The sequence below is a fragment of the Achromobacter pulmonis genome, from assembly GCF_021733725.1.
GTDB lineage: Bacteria > Pseudomonadota > Gammaproteobacteria > Burkholderiales > Burkholderiaceae_B > Achromobacter > Achromobacter pulmonis.
Window position 1 is genome coordinate 1,840,808 of sequence record NZ_JAIFOT010000001.1, and the last position, 18,456, is coordinate 1,859,263.

Annotated in this window: 19 protein-coding genes; 3 read left to right on the top strand and 16 right to left on the bottom strand. The window is 66.6% G+C overall.

Going from position 1 to position 18,456, the window contains the following annotated elements:
- Positions 1 to 5: 5 nt before the first annotated feature.
- The gene (locus K2W61_RS08430) at positions 6 to 893 is read right to left on the bottom strand and encodes an ABC transporter permease (protein WP_175135462.1); all 888 of its coding nucleotides are present in this window, start codon (positions 891 to 893) and stop codon (positions 6 to 8) included.
- 1 nt (position 894) lies between these two features.
- Positions 895 to 1,968 carry an ABC transporter ATP-binding protein gene (locus K2W61_RS08435; protein ID WP_236755432.1) on the bottom strand — a complete coding sequence of 358 codons (1,074 nt, stop codon included), beginning with the start codon at positions 1,966 to 1,968 and terminating at the stop codon, positions 895 to 897.
- A 199-nt stretch (positions 1,969 to 2,167) separates the two neighbouring features.
- On the opposite strand from K2W61_RS08435, the gene K2W61_RS08440 reads away from it, so the two are divergent.
- A complete protein-coding gene (locus K2W61_RS08440) occupies positions 2,168 to 3,010 on the top strand; it encodes an IclR family transcriptional regulator (RefSeq protein WP_175135460.1) in 843 nt (280 codons plus the stop codon).
- A 91-nt stretch (positions 3,011 to 3,101) separates the two neighbouring features.
- Here the strand turns inward: K2W61_RS08440 and K2W61_RS08445 are convergent, their stop codons facing one another.
- Both K2W61_RS08445 and K2W61_RS08450 read right to left on the bottom strand, forming a co-directional pair.
- Positions 3,102 to 4,265 carry an alpha-hydroxy acid oxidase gene (locus K2W61_RS08445; protein WP_175135459.1) on the bottom strand — a complete coding sequence of 388 codons (1,164 nt, stop codon included), beginning with the start codon at positions 4,263 to 4,265 and terminating at the stop codon, positions 3,102 to 3,104.
- A 218-nt stretch (positions 4,266 to 4,483) separates the two neighbouring features.
- The gene (locus tag K2W61_RS08450) at positions 4,484 to 5,380 is read right to left on the bottom strand and encodes a phytanoyl-CoA dioxygenase family protein (RefSeq protein WP_175135458.1); all 897 of its coding nucleotides are present in this window, start codon (positions 5,378 to 5,380) and stop codon (positions 4,484 to 4,486) included.
- Positions 5,381 to 5,540: 160 nt separating this feature from the next.
- On the opposite strand from K2W61_RS08450, the gene K2W61_RS08455 reads away from it, so the two are divergent.
- Positions 5,541 to 5,825, top strand: coding sequence for an acylphosphatase (locus K2W61_RS08455; protein WP_175135457.1), 285 nt, complete (start codon positions 5,541 to 5,543; stop codon positions 5,823 to 5,825).
- A gap of 119 nt (positions 5,826 to 5,944) precedes the next feature.
- On the opposite strand, the gene K2W61_RS08460 is transcribed toward K2W61_RS08455, so the two are convergent.
- The 6 genes from K2W61_RS08460 to K2W61_RS08485 form a co-directional block, all read right to left on the bottom strand.
- Complete coding sequence (locus K2W61_RS08460; protein ID WP_175135456.1) at positions 5,945 to 6,850, bottom strand: EamA family transporter; 906 nt, start codon at positions 6,848 to 6,850, stop codon at positions 5,945 to 5,947.
- A gap of 40 nt (positions 6,851 to 6,890) precedes the next feature.
- Positions 6,891 to 7,949 (bottom strand): threonine aldolase family protein, encoded by a 1,059-nt coding sequence (locus K2W61_RS08465; protein WP_236755433.1) that lies wholly within the window; start codon positions 7,947 to 7,949, stop codon positions 6,891 to 6,893.
- Positions 7,950 to 7,954: 5 nt separating this feature from the next.
- The gene (locus tag K2W61_RS08470; protein ID WP_175135454.1) at positions 7,955 to 8,689 is read right to left on the bottom strand and encodes an amino acid ABC transporter ATP-binding protein; all 735 of its coding nucleotides are present in this window, start codon (positions 8,687 to 8,689) and stop codon (positions 7,955 to 7,957) included.
- Between the two features lie 51 nt (positions 8,690 to 8,740).
- Positions 8,741 to 9,430, bottom strand: coding sequence for an amino acid ABC transporter permease (locus K2W61_RS08475; protein ID WP_175135453.1), 690 nt, complete (start codon positions 9,428 to 9,430; stop codon positions 8,741 to 8,743).
- Between the two features lie 8 nt (positions 9,431 to 9,438).
- On the bottom strand, positions 9,439 to 10,191 hold the full coding sequence (locus tag K2W61_RS08480; protein ID WP_175141070.1) for an amino acid ABC transporter permease: 753 nt from the start codon (positions 10,189 to 10,191) through the stop codon (positions 9,439 to 9,441).
- Positions 10,192 to 10,293: 102 nt separating this feature from the next.
- A complete protein-coding gene (locus K2W61_RS08485) occupies positions 10,294 to 11,202 on the bottom strand; it encodes an amino acid ABC transporter substrate-binding protein (protein WP_175135451.1) in 909 nt (302 codons plus the stop codon).
- A gap of 171 nt (positions 11,203 to 11,373) precedes the next feature.
- Between K2W61_RS08485 and K2W61_RS08490 the strand changes: the two genes are divergently transcribed.
- A complete protein-coding gene (locus tag K2W61_RS08490) occupies positions 11,374 to 12,306 on the top strand; it encodes a LysR substrate-binding domain-containing protein (protein WP_025140419.1) in 933 nt (310 codons plus the stop codon).
- A gap of 75 nt (positions 12,307 to 12,381) precedes the next feature.
- Here K2W61_RS08490 and K2W61_RS08495 read toward each other — a convergent pair whose 3' ends face one another.
- The 6 genes from K2W61_RS08495 to K2W61_RS08520 all read right to left on the bottom strand — a co-directional run bounded on the left by K2W61_RS08495 (position 12,382) and on the right by K2W61_RS08520 (position 18,180).
- Positions 12,382 to 12,840, bottom strand: a complete 459-nt coding sequence (locus tag K2W61_RS08495; protein WP_175135450.1) for a DoxX family protein — start codon at positions 12,838 to 12,840, stop codon at positions 12,382 to 12,384.
- Positions 12,841 to 12,851: 11 nt separating this feature from the next.
- Entirely contained in the window at positions 12,852 to 14,747 is a 1,896-nt protein-coding gene (locus tag K2W61_RS08500) for an amidohydrolase (protein WP_236755435.1), read from the bottom strand.
- A gap of 17 nt (positions 14,748 to 14,764) precedes the next feature.
- Entirely contained in the window at positions 14,765 to 15,025 is a 261-nt protein-coding gene (locus K2W61_RS08505; RefSeq protein WP_175135448.1) for a XapX domain-containing protein, read from the bottom strand.
- Between the two features lie 25 nt (positions 15,026 to 15,050).
- Positions 15,051 to 15,755, bottom strand: a complete 705-nt coding sequence (locus K2W61_RS08510) for a pirin family protein (protein ID WP_236755437.1) — start codon at positions 15,753 to 15,755, stop codon at positions 15,051 to 15,053.
- Between the two features lie 43 nt (positions 15,756 to 15,798).
- Positions 15,799 to 17,388, bottom strand: a complete 1,590-nt coding sequence (locus tag K2W61_RS08515) for an MFS transporter (RefSeq protein WP_175135446.1) — start codon at positions 17,386 to 17,388, stop codon at positions 15,799 to 15,801.
- 105 nt (positions 17,389 to 17,493) lie between these two features.
- The gene (locus tag K2W61_RS08520; protein WP_175135445.1) at positions 17,494 to 18,180 is read right to left on the bottom strand and encodes a hydrolase; all 687 of its coding nucleotides are present in this window, start codon (positions 18,178 to 18,180) and stop codon (positions 17,494 to 17,496) included.
- Positions 18,181 to 18,456 lie beyond the last annotated feature (276 nt).

Sequence of the window (18,456 nt, forward strand, 5' to 3'; positions counted from 1 at the left end):
CTCGCTCAGCCCAGGCTGCGCCGGTAGGAGCGCTCCACCACGCGGTTGTACGCCATCATGATGACCACGTTGACCACCAGCAGCACGATGGCAATGGCCGCGCCCATCGGCCAGTTCAGTTCGGTCAGGAACTCATCGTAGACCACGGTGGCCACCATCTTCAGGCGCCGGCCGCCCAGCAGCGCCGGGATCGCGAACGAGCTGGCCGACAGGCCAAACACGATCAGGCTGCCCGACAGGATGCCCGGCATGGCCTGCGGCAGCACGATGCGCAACAACGTCTGCAAGCGCGAGGCGTTGAGCGACAGCGCCGCGTGCTCGACGGTGGGGTCCAGCTTCTGCAGCGAGGTCCACACCGGAATCACCATGAACGGCAACATCACATGCACCAGGCCGATGATGACGGCGGTGGGCGTGTAGAGCAGCGGCCCCAGGCCCAGCGCCTCGGCGGCGCGGCCGATGGCGCCGCCCGGCCCCAGCAGCATGCTCCAGCCAAAGGCCCGCACCACCAGCGAAATCAGCAAGGGCGACAGCACCACCAGCAGGAAGATCGAACGCCACGGCTTGCCCATGCGCGACAGGATGTAGGCCTCGGGCGCGCCGATCAGCACGCAGATCAGCGTGGTCACGGCCGCGATCCAGAACGTGCGCCAGAAGATCTCCAGGAAATAGCTGTCGGTCACCACCGCCAGGTAATGCTCGAAGGTATGCCCCGGCAGGATGCCCGCGTTGTAGTCGAACGGACGGAACGACAGGACCAGCGTCAACGCCAGCGGCGTCAGCACCAGCGTCAGGAACACAAGGGCCAGCGGAATCGAACCGAGAATGGCCAGCAGGCCGTCGGTGCGCGGCTTGGGCGCGCTGGCGGCGCCCGGTCGGGTCAGGGTCGCCATGTCAGGCCTCGCTGGCGGCGGCGGCCGGCGCGCGCAGCACGCGCAGCACGCCCTCGGCCCAGTCCAGGCCGATGGCATCGCCATCCTCGTGCGGACGGCGGCCATCGTTGGGGGTCAGCACCGTCAAGGCCCCTAGCGGCGAATCCAGTCCGTACATCCACTGGCTGCCCAGGAAGTAGCGCGTACTGACCACACAGGCCAGCTTGCCCTGGCCCGCGGGCACCGGCACCAGCTTTTCCGGGCGCAACGACAACTGCACGCTGTCGCCATGGCGCAGGCCCGCGCCATCGACCCGCACGCGCAGCGCGCCCGTTTCCACTTCCGCCTGCTCGCCGCAGCGGGTCACGCGGCCCGGCAGCAGATTGGTCTTGCCGACGAAACGCGAGATGAACTCGCTCTGCGGATGCTCGTACATCCGGTACGGCGCATCCACCTGCGTGGCGCGGCCATCCTGCATCACCACCACGCGATCGCTGATCGACAGCGCCTCGGCCTGGTCGTGCGTCACCATCACGGTGGTGGTGCCGATCTGCTTCTGGATGCCGCGCAACTCGAATTGCATGTCCTCGCGCAGCTTGGCGTCAAGGTTGGACAGGGGCTCGTCCAGCAGCAGCACCGGCGGCCGGATCACCAGCGCCCGCGCCAGCGCCACCCGCTGGCGCTGCCCGCCCGACAGTTCACGCGGAAAGCGGTCGGCATGCTTGTCCAGCTTCACCAGCGCCAGCGCCTCGCGCACACGCGCCTGGCGTTCGGCGCGCTCGACCTTGCGCATCTTCAACCCGAACGCGACGTTGTCGGCAACCGTCAGGTGCGGAAACAGCGCGTAGCTCTGGAACACGATGCCCAGCCCGCGCGTGTTCGGTTTGGCATGGGTGATATCGCGGCCGTCGAGCGTGATACTGCCGTGCGTCACCTCGGCAAAGCCCGCGATCATCTGCAGCGTGGTGGTCTTGCCGCAGCCCGACGGCCCAAGCAAGGACACGAATTCCCCTTTCTCGACCGCCAGGCTCAGATCCGAGACGACGCGCAGGTCGCCGTAATTCTTGGAGACGTTGTCCAACCGCAGAAATGTCATTTTCCAAACCCCGTGCCCGGTGAGAAGCGGTACGCGAGGCGGGCCCCGCGTTGCAATCGATGCAGGGCAGTCTAGGAGCCGCCGAAAAGGCCGGTCAATTAGGGTTTTCCGAATAATCGAATTTTTATCTTGTTAATTCCGTATAACTGAATTTTCTGATAAAAATACGTCTGTATATTTTGATTATCGGAATTGAATAATGAAGAAATCAGAACTCAATGAAGACACCGGCGCCCAGGGCGTGCTGCAACGCGCCTTCGCCGTGCTGCGCGTCCTGTCCGACGCCAAGGGCGAAAAACTGCGCCTGACCGACATCGCCAGCCGCACCGGCCAGGCCCAGGCCACCGTCCACCGGGTGCTGCAAGGCCTGGTGCAGGAAGGCATGGTGGAGCAACCCGCGCAAAGCAAGGGCTACCAGCTCAGCGTCGCTTTCTTCTCGCTCGCGGCCAACGCCGGCAACCACCAATCGACCCTGCGCTCGATCTACCGCCCCGCCATGCTGCGCCTGAGCGGCATGCTCAACGACACCATCTTCCTGTTGGTGCGCAGCGGCTTCGACGCCGTCTGCCTGGACCGCATCGACGGCGCCTTCCCGGTTCGCTCGCACACTGGCGACATCGGCGGCCGCGTCCCGCTCGGCCTGGGCCAGGGCGGCCTGCTGTTGCTGGCCAACCTGCCCGACGCCGAACGCGAAGAAGTCCTGCGCTTCAACATCCCGCGCCTGCACCACCTGGGTTTTGTCGACGAAATCTCGATGCGCGCCGGCATCAAGGAATGCCAGGAACTCCAATACGCGCGCAGCAAGGGCCAGGGCATCTTCCCCAACATCGCCGGCCTTGCCGTGCCCGTCCACGACCCCAACGGCGTCACCGTCGCCGCCCTCAGCATCGCCGCCCCCGTCGAACGCATCAGCGACGACCGCCTGCCTTTGATCGTGGAAATCCTGCGCCGCGAAGCCGCCGGCATCAGCGCCCAGCTCAACCCGTTCGACCCGGCGCTAAGGCGCCCCAGCCAGTTCCTGGGCACCGGCAACCGGGAGTGAGGCAGCCGGCCAACCTACGAAGAACGCAAGACAGCAAAAAGCCGGCAAGCCGCACCCAGCGACCCACCGGCTTCAAGCCGATCAAGAAACCTCAGACGGGGTAAGTCCCCGGCAACAAGATACTCCGATCCCCAACCTCGATATTGCGCCGTCCGCAAAGCGCCATCGTCGTATCCATTTCCTTGTAAAGGATCTCCAACACGCGCGTCACCCCTGCCTGCCCGTAAGCACCCAACCCGTACAGGAAGGCCCGCCCGATCATCGCGCCCCGCGCGCCCAGCGCCACCGCCTTGAGGATGTCCTGCCCCGAGCGCACGCCGCCATCCATCCACACTTCGATCTTCGACCCCACCGCATCCGCAATCGAGGGCAGCGCCGCGATCGACGACATCGCCCCGTCCAGCTGGCGCCCGCCGTGGTTGCTGACGATCAGCGCATCGGCGCCGCTGTTGGCCGCCAGCTGCGCATCCTCGACATCCAGGATGCCCTTGATGATCAGCTTGCCGCCCCAACGCTGCTTGATCCATTCCACGTCGTCCCAGCTCAGCCTAGGATCGAACTGCTCGGCCGTCCACGCCGACAGCGACGACAGATCGCTCACGCCCTTCGCATGGCCGACGATGTTGCCGAAGGTGCGGCGCTTGGTCCCCAGCATGCCCATGCACCAGCGCGGCTTGGTCGCCAGGTTGATGAGGTTGCGCAGGGTCGGCTTGGGCGGCGTCGACAGCCCGTTCTTGATGTCCTTGTGGCGCTGGCCCAGGATCTGCAGGTCCAGCGTGAGCACCAGCGCCGAACAACCGGCCGCCTTGGCGCGGTCGATCAGATCGCCGACGAACTCGCGGTCGCGCATCACGTAGAGCTGGAACCAGAACGGCTTGCCGGTCGCCGCCGCCACGTCTTCCAGCGAGCAAATGCTCATGGTCGACAACGTGAACGGCACGCCGAAATCCGCCGCCGCCTTGGCCGCGAGGATCTCGCCGTCGGCGTGCTGCATGCCGGTCAGGCCCGTCGGCGAAATCGCCAGCGGCATCACCACATCGTGGCCCACCAGCGTCGTGCGCAGCGAACGGCCCTCCATGTTCACCGCCACCCGCTGGCGCAGCTTGATCTTCTGGAAATCGCTTTCGTTGGCGCGATAGGTGCCTTCGGTCCAGGCGCCCGAATCGGCGTAGTCGTAGAACATGCGCGGCACGCGCTTGCGCGCAATCGCGCGCAGATCTTCGATGCAGGTGATCGTGGAAAGGTCAGCGGTCATGGTTATTTTTCTGGGGAAAGTGGGACGCGATACCGCGGCGCCCGGTCCCGCGCGAACCTGCCGCGCCTTTTGGGGCACGCGCCGTCCACGCCGGGCGGCACGGCCCCGCAGCGCCGCCCAGTATACGCGCCGGGGCCGGCAAGCGTCCCCCTGCCGGCCCCGATTTCCCCTGTATGGCGACCGCGGCGCATGACTCGCGGACGGTCGCGCGCGCCCCGCTAGCGCGGCCAGACCTTGCTGACGGCGCGGATCGTGGCCCACGCCACCCAGCGCGGACTGGTCAACCGCGCCGCCGGCAGGCGCCGCATCACATCCACCGCCAGGCCACCGCGCCGGTGCCATTCCTTCTTGCGCGTCTGGCTATCGGTCCAGCGGCCTTCCAGCCACGGGAACTCGCGCCGCCCCGGCTTGTAGACCGGCGGCGTGTTGTAGATCAGGATGTACGCCAGCCGCGGCTGCGGCGAGGTGTTGGCCCCCGTGAAATGCAGGGTGCGCGCATCGTGCACGGTGCAGCCGCCCGGCTGCAGCGGTTCGGCCACCGCCAGATGGCGCGGGAAATCGGCGCAGCATTCGAGCGGATGCAGCGCCTTGTCGCCACCCGGCGAACGATGCTCCAGCACCTCGCTCTTGTTCGAGCCCGGAATGAACTGCATGCAGCCGTTCTCCAGCGTGGCCGGCTGCAGCGCCAGCCAGATGCTCAACTCGTTGTAGACGAAGTCCGGCGAGCGGAACGCCTCGTCCTGGTGCCATGGCGTCTCCGGCCCGACCAGCGCCGGCTTGAGCAGCGCGTGCTCGCCATACAGCGCGGCATCCTCGCCCAGCAGCTGGCGCGCCAGCTCCAGGGTGCGCTCGTGATAGGTCGTTTTCAGCAGGCCCGGGGCATAATGGCGCGGATCATGCAGACTGGGAAACTTGGCCGGCTTGGAAGGATCGTCGCGGCTGATGAAGTCGTATTGCGCTCCCTCGTTGTAGCCGGTCTTGTTCGCGAACAATTCCAGCAGCGTGCGGCGGATGTAACCCACCTCATCGGCCGGGCACATGTCCTGCAGGGCCAGGTATCCCTGATCCCTGTAGCGCGCTGTTTCTGCTTCCGACAACAGACTGGTCTCTTCCATAATGGCTTCTCCAAGCTTTGCTTGCGGGGATCCCGTTGGCACGTTTTGACATGAGCTCTAACGTATCGCTTCGATGCCCGGGGGGCCTATCGACCATCCGCTGTAGCCGGAACCGCCTAGATAATTGGCGCGCTGCGGCGCATCACCCGAAGGAAATCCAATGCAAGACACCGCCATAGAAACCGTCCACGTCACCGTCAGCGGCACCGTGCAGGGCGTGGGCTATCGGCATGCCACGGTGCGCCGCGCGCACCTGCTGGGCGCCCGCGGCTGGGTGCAGAACATGCTGGACGGCACGGTCGAAGCCCTGGTGCAGGGCACGCCCGACCAGGTCGATCACATGCTGGAATGGCTGCGGCGCGGCCCGCCCGGAGCCAGCGTCACCGAGATGGTCACGCGTCGGGAGTACACCGACAAGCGCTACGCGCACTTCGAACAGCTGTAGGGCACCGGGCCACTCATCCCAAAGGAGGGAGGAGACACGGCCGGTAAAGGATGACCTGTTCCGGATGAGGCCCCGGGGCCAGGACCGCACCGCGGCATCCTGACAGCGGCCGGAACGCTTCAGCGGTGGCGCAGCCAGCGCCCGCCCACCTGGTTGATCACCAGCCCCGCCAGCACGCCGCCCGCGCCCACCCACTGCAATGGCAGCAGGCGCTCGCCAAAGGCCGCGGACGCCGCCCACAGCCCCACCACCGGCACCAGCAGCGAGAACGGGGCGATCTTCGCGGCCGGGTGGCGTGTCAACAGCCGGGTCCACAAGGTATAGGCCAGCAGCGTGGCCAGCACCGCCAGATACAGCACCGACAGCGCCTCGCCCCAGCCGATGCCCAGGATCATGCCCGCCACTGCGTCCCAGCCATCGGCCCACGCCGCCAGCGCCAGGAACGGCAGCACCGGGGCGGCACTGCTCCACGCGATGAAAGCGAAAGGGTCGTAGCCGGGCGCCTTGCGGCTGGCCAGCCGCACGATGATGTTGGACACGGCCCACATGGCAGCGGCGCCCAGCGTCAGCACGAAGCCCACCATGGTCATCTGCCCCGGCCCTTCGCCACGGCCGCCGGCAATCACCGCCAGCCCCAGCGCCGCCACGCCCAGTCCGACCCAATGATGCGGCCGGGCCCGCTCGCGCAGCGCCGGCGCGGCCAGCAGCAAGGTGAAGAACGCCTGGGTCTGGATCACCAGCGAGGCCATGCCCGCCGGCATGCCGAACTTGAGCGCCGTGAACAGCAGGCCGAACTGGCCCAGGCCCTGCACCAGTCCGTAGGCCGCGATCCATTGCCACGGCAGGCGCGGCGGCCGCACGAACAACACCAGGGGAAACGCCGCCAGGGCGAATCGCAGGGCCCCAAGCATCATGGGCGAGAGACCCTTGAGGCCGATCTTCATGACGACGAAGTTCAGACCCCAGATCACCACTACCGTCAGTGCGCAGAGATAATCTTTCTTGGAGAGGTGGGTGGCGGACATGCGCGTATTATCGCATCGCCCGCCCTCGAAAAACGCCGACTCAGCGGCTCGCCAACACCTTTTTGAAGGCCTCGATGGCGCGGTCGATGGCCGCGTCGTCGATATGGCGATGGGTCACGCAACGCAAGCGCGTGCGGCCCCACGGACGGGTCAGCAGGCCCGCGTCTTCCAGCGCCGTGACCCATTGCACATTGGTCATGCCGGTATCGGCGGTTTCGACCTGCACGATGTTGGTCTGCGGCACCGTGGCCGACAGCGCCGGGGCCAGCCGGTTCAGGCCGTCGCTCAGGCGGCGGGCGCGGGCGTGGTCCTCGATCAGCCGATCGCCCATGGCCTGCACGCCTTCCAACCCGGCCGCGGCCATGATGCCGGCCTGGCGCTGGGTGCCGCCCAGCATGCGACGCAGCACGCGGGCCCGCGCCAGCACCGGCCGCGCGCCGGTCAGCACCGCGCCCACCGGCGCGCTCAGGCCCTTGGACAGGCATAGCGAGACCGTATCCGCATGGCGCGTGATCTCGGCCGGCGCCACGCCCAGCGCCACGGCGGCGTTGAACAGGCGCGCGCCATCCAGGTGCACCGGCACCCCGGCGGCCTGCGCCATGCCATACACCGCCTGCATGTGCGCCAGCGGCAGCACCGCGCCCCCGGCGTTGTTGTGCGACGTCTCCATCGCCACCAGCGCCGTCTTGAGCCTGTGGCCGCCCGACAGCATGGCGTCTTCCAGACGGTTCAGGTCCATGGCGCCATTGGCGCCGGTCACGCCCTGGTAGAACAGGCCGGTAAACGTGGCCGCGCCACGCTCGGACGTATACATGTGCGCGGTGGACTCCAGCACCACCTGCTCATTGCGCTGCGACTGCGCCAGCACGGCCAGCAGATTGGCCATGGTGCAGCTGGGCACGAACAGCCCGGCCTCCTTGCCCAGCCGCGTGGCCACATACGCTTCCAGCTCGCGCACGCTGGGGTCGCCGTCCAGCCCATCATCGCCGATCGGCGCCGCGCGCATGCGCTCGTACATGGCGGCGGTGGGGTGGGTCACCGTATCGCTGCGCAGGTCGATGCGTGCGCGGGAGGGGTCGACGGGAGTCCGTTCAGTCATGACTATCAGTGCTGCAGAATTTTGGAAAGAAACTGGCGCGTGCGAGGCGCGCGCGCCTGGACATCATCGAAAAAGGCCGCCTTCGGGCAATCCTCGACGATCTTGCCGCCGTCCATGAAGATGACGCGGTCGGCGACGCGGCGGGCGAAGCCCATTTCATGGGTCACCACCATCATCGTCATGCCCTCGCCGGCCAGGTCGGTCATCACGTCCAGCACCTCGTTGACCATCTCCGGGTCCAGCGCCGAGGTCGGCTCGTCGAACAGCATCACCACCGGATCCATCGACAGGGCGCGGGCGATGGCCACGCGCTGCTGCTGGCCGCCGGACAACTCGCCGGGGTGCTTGTCCTTGTGCGCCGACAGGCCAACCCGCTCCAGCAGCGTCAGGGCACGGGCGCGGGCCTCGTCCTTGCCGCGCTTGAGTACCTTGACCTGGCCCAGGCACAGGTTCTCGGTCACCGACAGATGCGGGAACAGCTCGAAGTGCTGGAACACCATGCCGGCCACCGAACGCAGCTTGGGCAGGTCGGTGCGCGGATCGCCGACGTGGATGCCGTTGACCATGATGTCGCCTTTCTGGAAGGGTTCGAGCGCGTTGACGGTCTTGATCAGGGTCGACTTGCCCGACCCGGACGGGCCGCACACCACCACCACTTCGCCGCGGCCAACCGTGGTGGAGCAGTCATCCAGCACCTGGAAATCGCCATACCATTTGCTGACCTGCTTGATCTCGATCATCGGGGGTTTCGAAGAGATTTGCATCGTTGGACCTGTGGATAACCTGGGCGCCTAGCGCAGCACCCGCACGCGCTTTTCCAGCCGTTTGACCAGACGGGATGCCGTGAAGCAGATCACGAAATACACCACCGCCACGAAGAGATAGAGTTCCACCAGCCGGCCGTCGCGCTGGCCGATCTTGGACGCGGCGCCCAGGAAGTCGGTCAGCGACAGTACGTACACCAGCGAGGTGTCCTGGAACAGGATGATGACCCGCGTCAGCAGCGCCGGCACCATGTTGCGGATCGCCTGCGGCAGGATCACGTAGCGCATGCCTTGCCAATGGTTCAGCCCCAGCGCCATGCTGGCCGACACCTGGCCGCGCGAAATCGACTGGATGCCGGCGCGCATGATTTCGCAGAAGTAGGCCGCCTCGAACAGCGTGAACGTGACCACCGCCGAGTTGAATGCGCCCACCCGCAGCGGCGTGGACGAGCCCACGATCCACGCCGCGATATACGGCACCAGGAAATAGAACCAGAAGATCACCAGCAGCAGCGGCACCGAACGCATCACGTTCACATAGATGCCGGCCGGCACCGACAGGATCCTGAAGCGCGACAGCCGCATCATGGCCAGCAGCGTGCCCAGCGCCAGCCCCATCACCGCCGCCAGCAGCGTCAGGGTCAGCGTGAACGTCATGCCGGTCTTGAACAGGTACGGCAGCGCGCTGCCGATCACGTCGAAATCGAATTTGCCCATGTCGATGCCTAGCGTCCGTTCTTCGCCGCCGCGCCGATCAGGCCGGGGACCGCCACACGGCGTTCAAGCAGGCGCATGCCCAGGACCACGATGCCGTTCAGGATCAGGTAGATCACGGTCGCGGCCGTGAAGGCCTCGAAGATATGGAAGCTGAACTCCGCCATCGAGCGGGTCTGGCCGGTCAGCTCCAAAAGCCCGATGGTCAATGCCACCGAGGAATACTTGATGGTGCCCATGAATTCCGAAGTCAGCGGCGGCAAGACAATGCGATAGGCCTCGGGCAGGATGATGTAGCGGTACACCTGCGTCTCGGTCAGGCCAAGCGCAGTGCCCGCCTGGAACTGGCCGCGCGGCAGCGACTGGATGCCGGCGCGCAGTTGCTCTGACACGCGCGCCGAACCATAGAAGCCCAGGCACAGCACGGCGGGCACGAATTGCCCCCAGGGTTGCGGCATCTGCTTCATGGCCAGGCCCCAGGCATGCGGCAACAGTTCCGGCAGCACGAAGTACCACAGGAACATCTGCACCAGCAGCGGCACGTTGCGGAAAATCTCGACGTAGGTCGCGCCGGCAGCATTGGCCAGGCGCGACGAGGCGGTGCGCATCACGCCCAGGCACGATCCCAACAACAGCGAAAACACCCACGCCGTCAGGGCCAGCGCCAGGGTCCAGCCCACACCGATCAGGATGGTCTCCAGGAACGTGTGCACGCCATCGGGCGACATGTCCAGGAAGACACTCCAGCTCCAGTTGTAATTCATGCTTCAGGACCTGTGGACAACGAAAGAAAAAGGCGCCGGCGGGCGGCGCCCCGGGTCGCGCGGCGCCGCGGCGCCCATGGCGGGCCGCCGCGGCGTGCCGGCTTACTCGTAGGCCTTGGGGTCGCCAGAGTCGGTGGGATGCGCCAGCGCGCGCTTGAGCGCGTCGCTCATCGGGTACTTCAGGTTGATCTGCTTGGGCGGGATCGGCGAATTGAAGTACTTGTCGTAGATCGCCGCGACGCGGCCGGTCTTGATCATGTCCAGCACCGCATCGTCGACGGCCTTCTTGAAGGCCGGGTCGTCCTTGGGTTCCATGATGCCGTACGGGGCGATCTCCAGGCCCTTGGTGCCGATCACGAACACATCCGGGTTCTTCGACGACGCCACCACGCCATAGGCGATGCCATCATCATTGGCCGAACCGGCGGCGCGGCCCGATTCCACCATCAGCAGCGTTTCCGCCGTATCCTTGGTGGGCGCCATGGTGATGCCCAGGTTGCCCTCGGCGTTCAAGCGCGAAATCAGCTTGAAGGTCTGGCCGCCGGCCTGCGCGGCGATGGTCTTGCCGCGGAACGAAGCCAGGTTGTTGGGGTCGACGCCACCGTCCTTGCGCGCCACCAGCACCACTTGCGCCACGAAGGTCGTGGGCGCGAACGACACCAGCTTGTGGCGTTCCAGGTTGTTGGTGGTGTTGCCGCACTCCAGATCGATGGTACCGTTGGCAAGCAACGGAATGCGGGTGGCCGACGTGGTCGGGTTGTAGCGCACTTCCAGCTTGGGCAGCTTGAGGGCGGTCTTGATGTGCTGGGCGATTTCCTGGCAGATCTCGACGGTGTAGCCGATCGGCTTCTGGTTGCCGTCCAGGTAGGCGAACGGCACCGAGGTCTCGGGGTGGCCGATGGTAATCACGCCGCTTTCGCGGATCTTGTCCAGGCGGCTGGCGCCTTCGGCGTGGGCGGCGGCGCCGCCGAGCAGGGCGGCGGCGACAGAAATCGCGGCAAATGCTTTCATCGTATTCCCTTGGCGCCGGTCGAGCGGCGCGTGTTTATGTTCACGAACAGCGGTGCCGGATTGCATAGGTACCGCCGCGTCCCGCGATGAGCCCCGCGGCTGGCAAAAAGTATCAACTAGCGTTATGGTTTTATCCAGTTCCAATCGGGTATTCCTCTATACGGATTTGATATGGCCATTACACGAATGGGCTTGCGACACATCGAGGCTTTCCGGGCCGTCATGATGACCGGATCCATGACCGCCGCGGCACGCAGAGTGCATACCTCGCAGCCGCACGTTAGCCGCTTAATTGCGCAATTGGAAGCCATTACCCAGTTTCCCCTGTTCGATCGCAACGGCAGCCGCCTGACCCCGACCCAGGATGGTTCCCGCTTCTTCCAGGAGGTGGAAAAGACCTTCATCGGCCTGGCCGGACTGGAGTCCGCGGCCGCCAGCATCCGCTCGTTCAGCGCCAGCCGCTTGAGCGTGGCGGCCATGCCGCGCCTGGCCGGCGGCCTGCTGGCGCGCATCGTGGCCGCCTTCAAGACCGAATACCCCGACGTCATGGTCTCGATCCATTCCGGCAACGCCAGCGCCGTGCACAACTGGATCAGCTCGGGCTTCTGCGACACCGGCCTGGCCATGCTGTCGGGCGACAGCCCGGGTATCCAGGTAGAACCGGTACTGACCATGAACTGCGTGGCGGTGCTGCCCAAGGGGCACCGGCTGACCAAGCTGAAAAAACTCAAGCCGGCCGACTTCGCCGGCGAACCCTTCATTGCCTTCCCCAGCGCCACCCCGCTGCGGGAAAAGATCGACGCCGTCTTCAAGGCCGCCAAGGTCGAACGCCAGACCGTGGCCGAGGCCGGGCTGGGCTCGTCGGTCTGTGCGCTGGTCGGCGCCGGCCTGGGCGTGGCGCTGATCAACCCGCTGGCCGCGCGCGAGGAATACGAGGCCAACGGCGTCGAAGTGCGGCCCTTCAGTCCGGCGGTGCCGGTCACGGTGGCGCTGCTGTACCCGCCGTACCACACCCGCACCCGGCTGGTGAGCGTGTTCTCGCGCTATGCGCACCAGCTGATGCAGGAGGAAATGGCGGACCTGAAGGCGCGGCCGGCGCGGTAGGCGCAACGACCGCCCGCCAGCGAACACAACAGGGCCCCGTCAGCGGGGCCTTGTTGTGTTCGGGACGCGGCCATCTCAGGCCGTGGCTGCCGCCCCGGGACGGGGTGCGCGCAGGTCCAGCCACGCCACCAGCAGCAATCCTCCCGCCAGCCCCAGGTGCTCATAGAATGCATTGGCGGCCATGAAGCGTTCCTGGCCAGCCGGCATCTCCCAGTAGCGCAGCGCGATCGCCGTCGCCACCAACGTGAAGCCCGCCAGCGCCAACGCCCCCAGCCAGCGCAGCCGGCCGCTCAGGATCATGGCCGAGGCCAACAGCTCCAGCGCAATCACCAGCGCCGCGAACAGCGGCGCGGGCGCCAGCCCGAAATGCGCCATCTCGGCCAACGCGCCAGGAAAATCGGTCAGCTTGACCAGGCCGCCTTGCAGATACGCGGCGCACAGGCCCAGGTAGGCCAGGAACCGCACGGCGGCGGAACCGAACAACGGCCGGGCCAGGCCGGCCAGCCGCCGCTCCCATTGAAAGGTCGCGTTCATGGCCGGCCTCCTCAAACCGCCCAGCAGGAACAACCCAGGGCGCCGAAAAAGCCCTGCAGGTCTGAGCTGGGCGCGTTCGAGGTCCAGGCCTTGGCATGATCGTGGCCATGCAATCCGCAGCTGCTGGCGCAGCCGCAGGCCGCCATGTTGCGGTAGCCCAGCGAATTGCGGCCGGCGCCGTCGGGGTCGCCCCAGGCGGCATAGCCGCCGAACAGGCGCGTGGGCGACCAGTCCGGCATGGCCGGCGGCAGCGCGTTGTCGTCCAGCGGGCCGAATTCGCCCGCGCCATAGACCACGCGGCCGCCGACCACCGTCAGCTCGGACGTCAGAAACGAGATCTCCTCCTCGGCGCAGCGGAAGTAGTCCTTGCTCGGCACGATGAAGTCGGCCAGTTGGCCCGGTTGGATGCGGCCGCGCTTGCCTTCCTCGTTGGCGAACCAGGCCACGTTCTCGGTCCACATGCGCAGCGCGGTCTCGCGGTCCAGGCAGTTGCGCGCCGGATAGAGGCGGGTGCCGCCCACCGTCTTGCCCGTCACCATCCACGACAGCGACACCCACGGGTTGTAGGACGCGACCCGGGTGGCGTCGGTGCCGGCCGAAACCTTCACGCCGCGGTCCAGCATCTTGGCGATCGGCGGCGTGGCCTCGGCCGCGGCCGCGCCGTAGCGCTCGATAAAGTACTCGCCCTGGTAAGCCATGCGGTGCTGCACGGCGATGCCGCCGCCCAGCGCGGCGATGCGGTCGATCGACTGGTCGGAAATGGTCTCGGCGTGGTCGAAGAACCAGTTCAGGCCGGCCAGCGGCGTGTCCTGGTTGACCTTCTCGAACACATCCAGCGCGCGCGAGATGGTCTCGTCATAGGTGGCATGCAGGCGCCACGGCCACTTGTTCTGCACAAGCACCCGCACCACTTCCTCCAGCTCGCCTTCCATCTCCGGCGGCATATCCGGTCGTTCGACGCGGAAATCCTCGAAGTCGGCGGCCGAGAACACCAGCATCTCGCCGGCGCCGTTGTGGCGGAAGTAGTCGGTGCCCTGCTTGTACTTCACGCTCGACGTCCACTTCAGGAAGTCTTCCTTTTCCTGCTTGGGCTTCTGCGTGAACAGGTTGTAGGCCAGCCGCACCGTCATCTGGCCTTCGTCGGCCAGCTTCTGGATCACGGCGTAGTCATCGGGATAGTTCTGGAAACCGCCGCCCGCGTCGATCACGCCGGTCACGCCCAGGCGGTTCAGCTCGCGCATGAAGTGGCGCGTGGAATTGACCTGGTAGTCGAACGGCAGCTTGGGGCCCTTGGCCAAGGTCGCATATAGGATGGTCGCGTTCGGCTTGGCCAGCAGCAGGCCGGTGGGGTTGCCCTGCGCATCGCGGATGATTTCGCCGCCCGGCGGGTTGGGCGTGGTCTTGGTGTAGCCCACCGCGCGCAGCGCGGCGCCGTTGAGCAGGGCACGGTCGTACAGGTGCAACAGGAACACCGGCGTGTCGGGCGCGATGGCGTTGATCTCGTCGATGGTGGGCAGGCGCTTCTCGGCGAACTGGTGCTCGGTGAAGCCGCCCACCACGCGCACCCACTGCGGCGCGGGCGTGATGGCCACCTGGCGTTTGAGCATGGCCATGGCGTCGGCCAGCGAGCGCACGCCGTCCCAGCGCAGCTCCATGTTGTAGTTCAGGCCGCCGCGCACCACGTGGGTGTGGTTGTCGAACAGGCCGGGCAGGGCGCCGCGTTGTTTCAGGTCGACGCGCCGCGTGGCCGGGCCGGCCAGCGCCATGACTTCGGCATCGGTGCCGACGGCGACGAAGCGGCCGTCCTTGATCGCCACGGCGCTGGCCTGCGGCTTGGCGCGGTCCAGGGTGGTGATGCGGCCGTTGTGGAAAATGATGTCGGGGGTGGGGGTTGAAGCATTTGGCATGGGGATTCTCCTTTGGATCAGCTTTGATCTTTGTCCTGCGCCTGGCGGCCGGGCAATTGCCCGAACACGTGGCTCACCGCCCGCTCCTTGTCGCAGGCGGCGACGAAGGCGGTGCCGTTGAGCAGCTGCTTGCCCACCGGCACGATCTGCTCGCCGACCAGGATGCCGAGCAGACCAATCAGCGCCACCAGCGGCGGTGCGGGCGAGCGCACCTGCAGCAGGCTGTACACCACGCCGACCAGCAGGCCGGCGCCAAGGGAAAGTAGATAGATCTTCATAGGCATTCTCTCTGGGATGATGGGGTCAAGCGTGGATATCGGCCAACAGCAACTCGGCGTCGTCCAGCGCGGTGATGCGCACGTCGGTCTCGTCCAGGATCGCGGCGCCGTCGCCGCTGCCGATCTCCACGTCGTTGACGGTCAGCCGGCCTTTGGAAGAAACCAGGTAGCCTCGGCGGCGGCCGCGCGCGAATTGATAGGTGGCGGCTTCGCCCGCCTTGAGCGCCACGGTCAGCAGCCGCGCATCGCAGCAGATCGGCAAGGCATCGTCATCGCCTTCGATGCCGCTGGCGAGCGTGACGAAGCGGCCATTGCAGGCTTCCCGCGCAAACGATTTGCGGCCCCAGCTGGGCGGGATACCGCGGCGGTCCGGCTCGAACCAGATCTGGAACACGCGCGCCGGCCCGCCCTCCATGTTGAATTCGGCATGCGTCACGCCGCTGCCCGCACTCATGACCTGCACGTCGCCGGCGCGCGTGCGGCCGCGGTTGCCCAGGTCATCCTCATGCGTAAGGGCGCCTTCGCGCACGCAGGTGATGATCTCCATATCCATGTGCAGCAGCGGCGGGAAGCCCGCGCCCGGCGCGATGGTCTCGTCGTTCCAGGCCCGCAGCGCGCCCCAGCGCATGCGCCGGGGATCCTGGTAATGGGCGAACGAGAAATGATGCTTCACATCGAGCCAGCCGCGGCGGGCGTGGCCCAGGGTGGTGAGGGGACGGCGCTCGATCATGATGCGGCTCCAGGACGGGGACTCGAATGCGATGGCGATGCCATCAAGGCTTCAATGCCAGGAAGTGATGCACTTCGGGTTTGTCCGCGCCGGTATGGAAACGCAGCGCCTCGGCCTGCAGATCCGCGTCGGCATGCGAGACGCGGTGATGCTGGCGCAGGTGTTCGGCCCACGACTCCACGAAGAACCACTCCACCACGCGCTCCGGATCGCCGGTGTGCTCGACCACGCCCCAGGCATAGGCGCCGTCACGCAGACGCTCCTGCGACAGGCGCCGCATCGCGTCCAGGAACGCGGGACGGTCTTCCTGGCGAATGCGGTACTCGACCTGGATCAGCACCGGCCCGCGATCGTTCGCCACCGGTGCGGACACCAGCGGCTCCGGCCAGTGGTTCGACGCCTGCAGGTCGGCCTCGCCCACCGGCAGCCGCGCCCGGTGAAACAGCAACGCCACGATCACCAGGCCGGTGGCGCTGGCCACCAGCGCATACGGCACGCCGATTTCTCGCGCCACCAGGCCCCAGCCCAGGCTGCCGGCCGCCATCGCGCCGTTGAACACCATCAGGTACACCGCCAGGCCGCGGCCGCGCACCCAGTTCGGCAGGATCGCCTGGGCCACGCCGTTGAACGTCGTCAGCGCGGTGATCCAGCCCATGCCCAGCAGCACCAGCATCAGTACCGCCAGCCACTGGGGCGGCGCGAACACCAGCACGCCCATCACCCCCGCGCTGACCACCGAGGCCAGCAGCACCAGGCCATCGGCATCGAGCTTGGCGCCCAGCTTCGGCATGACCAGGGCGCCGATGATGGCCCCCGCCCCCACGGCGCCGAGCAGCACGCCGTAGAAGCCCGAAGACCCTCCCAGCATCTGCCGCGCCACCAGCGGCAGCAAAGCCCAGAGCGCGCTGGCGAACAGGAAGAACACGGCGGCGCGCAACAGCACGCGATGCAGCTCCTTGCTGGCCCGGGTATAGCGCAGGCCGGCCCGGAACGCGCCGAAGAAGTTCTCGGACAGGGCGCTGTCGGTCTTGGCCGGGCGCTTCCACCACAGCAGCGCTCCAATCACGAACACATAGCTCAATACGTCCATGCCGTAGGTCACCGCCGCGCCGAAGCTGGCCAGGATCAGGCCGCCGGCCGCCGGGCCGATGGCGCGCGCGATATTGATGCCCAGGGAATTGAGCGCGACCGCGCCCTTGAGGTCCTCGCGCGGCACCAGCTCCGGCACGATCGACTGCCAGGTCGGCCCCATCAGCGCCGCGCCAATGCCGCCGACAAAGGTCAGCGCGATCAGGTAATCGACCGTCAGCGCGCCGAAATGCGATAGCAGCAACAGCGTGCCGCTGACCGAGGCCAGCAACACCTGCACGAAGATCAGGAAGCGCCGGCGGTCGAGAATGTCCGACAGCACGCCGGCGGGAATCGCCAGCAGGAAGACGGGCAGCGTGGCCGCCGTCTGGATCAACGCCACCGCCGCCGGACTGGCCGACAGGTCGGTCACCAGCCAGGAACTGGCGACGTCGCGCATGAAGCTGCCGACGTTGCCCAGCACCGCGGCCGCCCACAGCACGGCAAAGACGGATTGGCGCAGGGGGGCGAAACCGCCCCGCGAGGGCGTGGAATTGACTGGCATGGAAGCGCTCCGGGATCGCCAGGGCGGCTCGTCGCGCGCCCCCGCCGTGGATAACGAGGAGAATCGCCGCGGGCGCCGGATCGCCGGTCACCCGCGGCTTGCGGCTTACTTGGCCGGATTGGGGCCGATGCGTTCGCCATGCTGCACGCGCTCGGCCAGTTTGTGGACGTGGGTCACGGCGTAATCGATACCCATGCCATAGGCGCCCGAGTGTTCCTTGGCGATGCCGGTCACGGCGTCATAGGTTTCCTTGCGGGCCCAGTCGCGCTGCCATTCCAGCATGACTTGCTGCCAGGTCACCGGCACCACGCCGGCCTGCACCATGCGGTCCATGGCGTACTTGTGCGCGTCGGCCGTCGTGCCACCCGAGGCGTCGGCCACCATGTAGATTTCGTAGTCGCCTTCCAGCATGGCGCACAGTGCGAACGTGGTGTTGCACACTTCAGTCCACAGGCCCGCCACCACGATCTTCTTGCGGCCGTTGGCGGCCAGCGCATCGCGCACATTCTGGTCGTCCCACGAGTTCATCGAGGTGCGTTCCAGGATCTTGTTCTCGGGGAACACGGCCAGCAACTCGGGGAAGGTGTTGCCTGAAAACCCATCGGTTTCCACGGTGGTGATGGTGGTCGGGATGTTGAAGGCGCGCGCGGCCTTGGCCAGGCCCACCACATTGTTCTTGAGCGTCTGGCGGTCGATCGACTGCACGCCGAACGCCATCTGCGGCTGCTGGTCGATGAAGATGATCTGGCTGTTTTGCGGGGTCAGGACTTCGAGGTATTTGTTGGCGGACATGATGGCTCTCTCTCTCAAGGAATCGTTCAGGAAAATGCGGCAAAGTGAATTCGGGGTCCTGCGCAAGCCGCTGCGGCCTGCTCCGTTGCCGTCGTGTCCGAACTGCCGCTTGCAGGGTTTCGTTCACGTCGTGTGTCGGTAGGGGCATATTAGGGAAGCACCCGCCGCCTGAGAATCCGCAACCGGGAATTCCATCCTTTCCATTTTTTGCATGATCCCCGTGACATGGCCGTTACCGGCCCACGCCGTCGGGGCATTCTTGTTCGCCACATAGTC

Excerpts from the sequence above, each read along its gene's own strand:
- K2W61_RS08430 (WP_175135462.1), bottom strand. The coding sequence starts at position 893 with ATGGCGACCCTGACCCGACCGGGCGCCGCCAGCGCGCCCAAGCCGCGC.
- K2W61_RS08435 (WP_236755432.1), bottom strand. The coding sequence starts at position 1,968 with ATGACATTTCTGCGGTTGGACAACGTCTCCAAGAATTACGGCGACCTG.
- K2W61_RS08440 (WP_175135460.1), top strand. The coding sequence starts at position 2,168 with ATGAAGAAATCAGAACTCAATGAAGACACCGGCGCCCAGGGCGTGCTG.
- K2W61_RS08445 (WP_175135459.1), bottom strand. The coding sequence starts at position 4,265 with ATGACCGCTGACCTTTCCACGATCACCTGCATCGAAGATCTGCGCGCG.
- K2W61_RS08450 (WP_175135458.1), bottom strand. The coding sequence starts at position 5,380 with ATGGAAGAGACCAGTCTGTTGTCGGAAGCAGAAACAGCGCGCTACAGG.
- K2W61_RS08455 (WP_175135457.1), top strand. The coding sequence starts at position 5,541 with ATGCAAGACACCGCCATAGAAACCGTCCACGTCACCGTCAGCGGCACC.
- K2W61_RS08460 (WP_175135456.1), bottom strand. The coding sequence starts at position 6,850 with ATGTCCGCCACCCACCTCTCCAAGAAAGATTATCTCTGCGCACTGACG.
- K2W61_RS08465 (WP_236755433.1), bottom strand. The coding sequence starts at position 7,949 with ATGACTGAACGGACTCCCGTCGACCCCTCCCGCGCACGCATCGACCTG.
- K2W61_RS08470 (WP_175135454.1), bottom strand. The coding sequence starts at position 8,689 with ATGATCGAGATCAAGCAGGTCAGCAAATGGTATGGCGATTTCCAGGTG.
- K2W61_RS08475 (WP_175135453.1), bottom strand. The coding sequence starts at position 9,430 with ATGGGCAAATTCGATTTCGACGTGATCGGCAGCGCGCTGCCGTACCTG.
- K2W61_RS08480 (WP_175141070.1), bottom strand. The coding sequence starts at position 10,191 with ATGAATTACAACTGGAGCTGGAGTGTCTTCCTGGACATGTCGCCCGAT.
- K2W61_RS08485 (WP_175135451.1), bottom strand. The coding sequence starts at position 11,202 with ATGAAAGCATTTGCCGCGATTTCTGTCGCCGCCGCCCTGCTCGGCGGC.
- K2W61_RS08490 (WP_025140419.1), top strand. The coding sequence starts at position 11,374 with ATGGCCATTACACGAATGGGCTTGCGACACATCGAGGCTTTCCGGGCC.
- K2W61_RS08495 (WP_175135450.1), bottom strand. The coding sequence starts at position 12,840 with ATGAACGCGACCTTTCAATGGGAGCGGCGGCTGGCCGGCCTGGCCCGG.
- K2W61_RS08500 (WP_236755435.1), bottom strand. The coding sequence starts at position 14,747 with ATGCCAAATGCTTCAACCCCCACCCCCGACATCATTTTCCACAACGGC.
- K2W61_RS08505 (WP_175135448.1), bottom strand. The coding sequence starts at position 15,025 with ATGAAGATCTATCTACTTTCCCTTGGCGCCGGCCTGCTGGTCGGCGTG.
- K2W61_RS08510 (WP_236755437.1), bottom strand. The coding sequence starts at position 15,755 with ATGATCGAGCGCCGTCCCCTCACCACCCTGGGCCACGCCCGCCGCGGC.
- K2W61_RS08515 (WP_175135446.1), bottom strand. The coding sequence starts at position 17,388 with ATGCCAGTCAATTCCACGCCCTCGCGGGGCGGTTTCGCCCCCCTGCGC.
- K2W61_RS08520 (WP_175135445.1), bottom strand. The coding sequence starts at position 18,180 with ATGTCCGCCAACAAATACCTCGAAGTCCTGACCCCGCAAAACAGCCAG.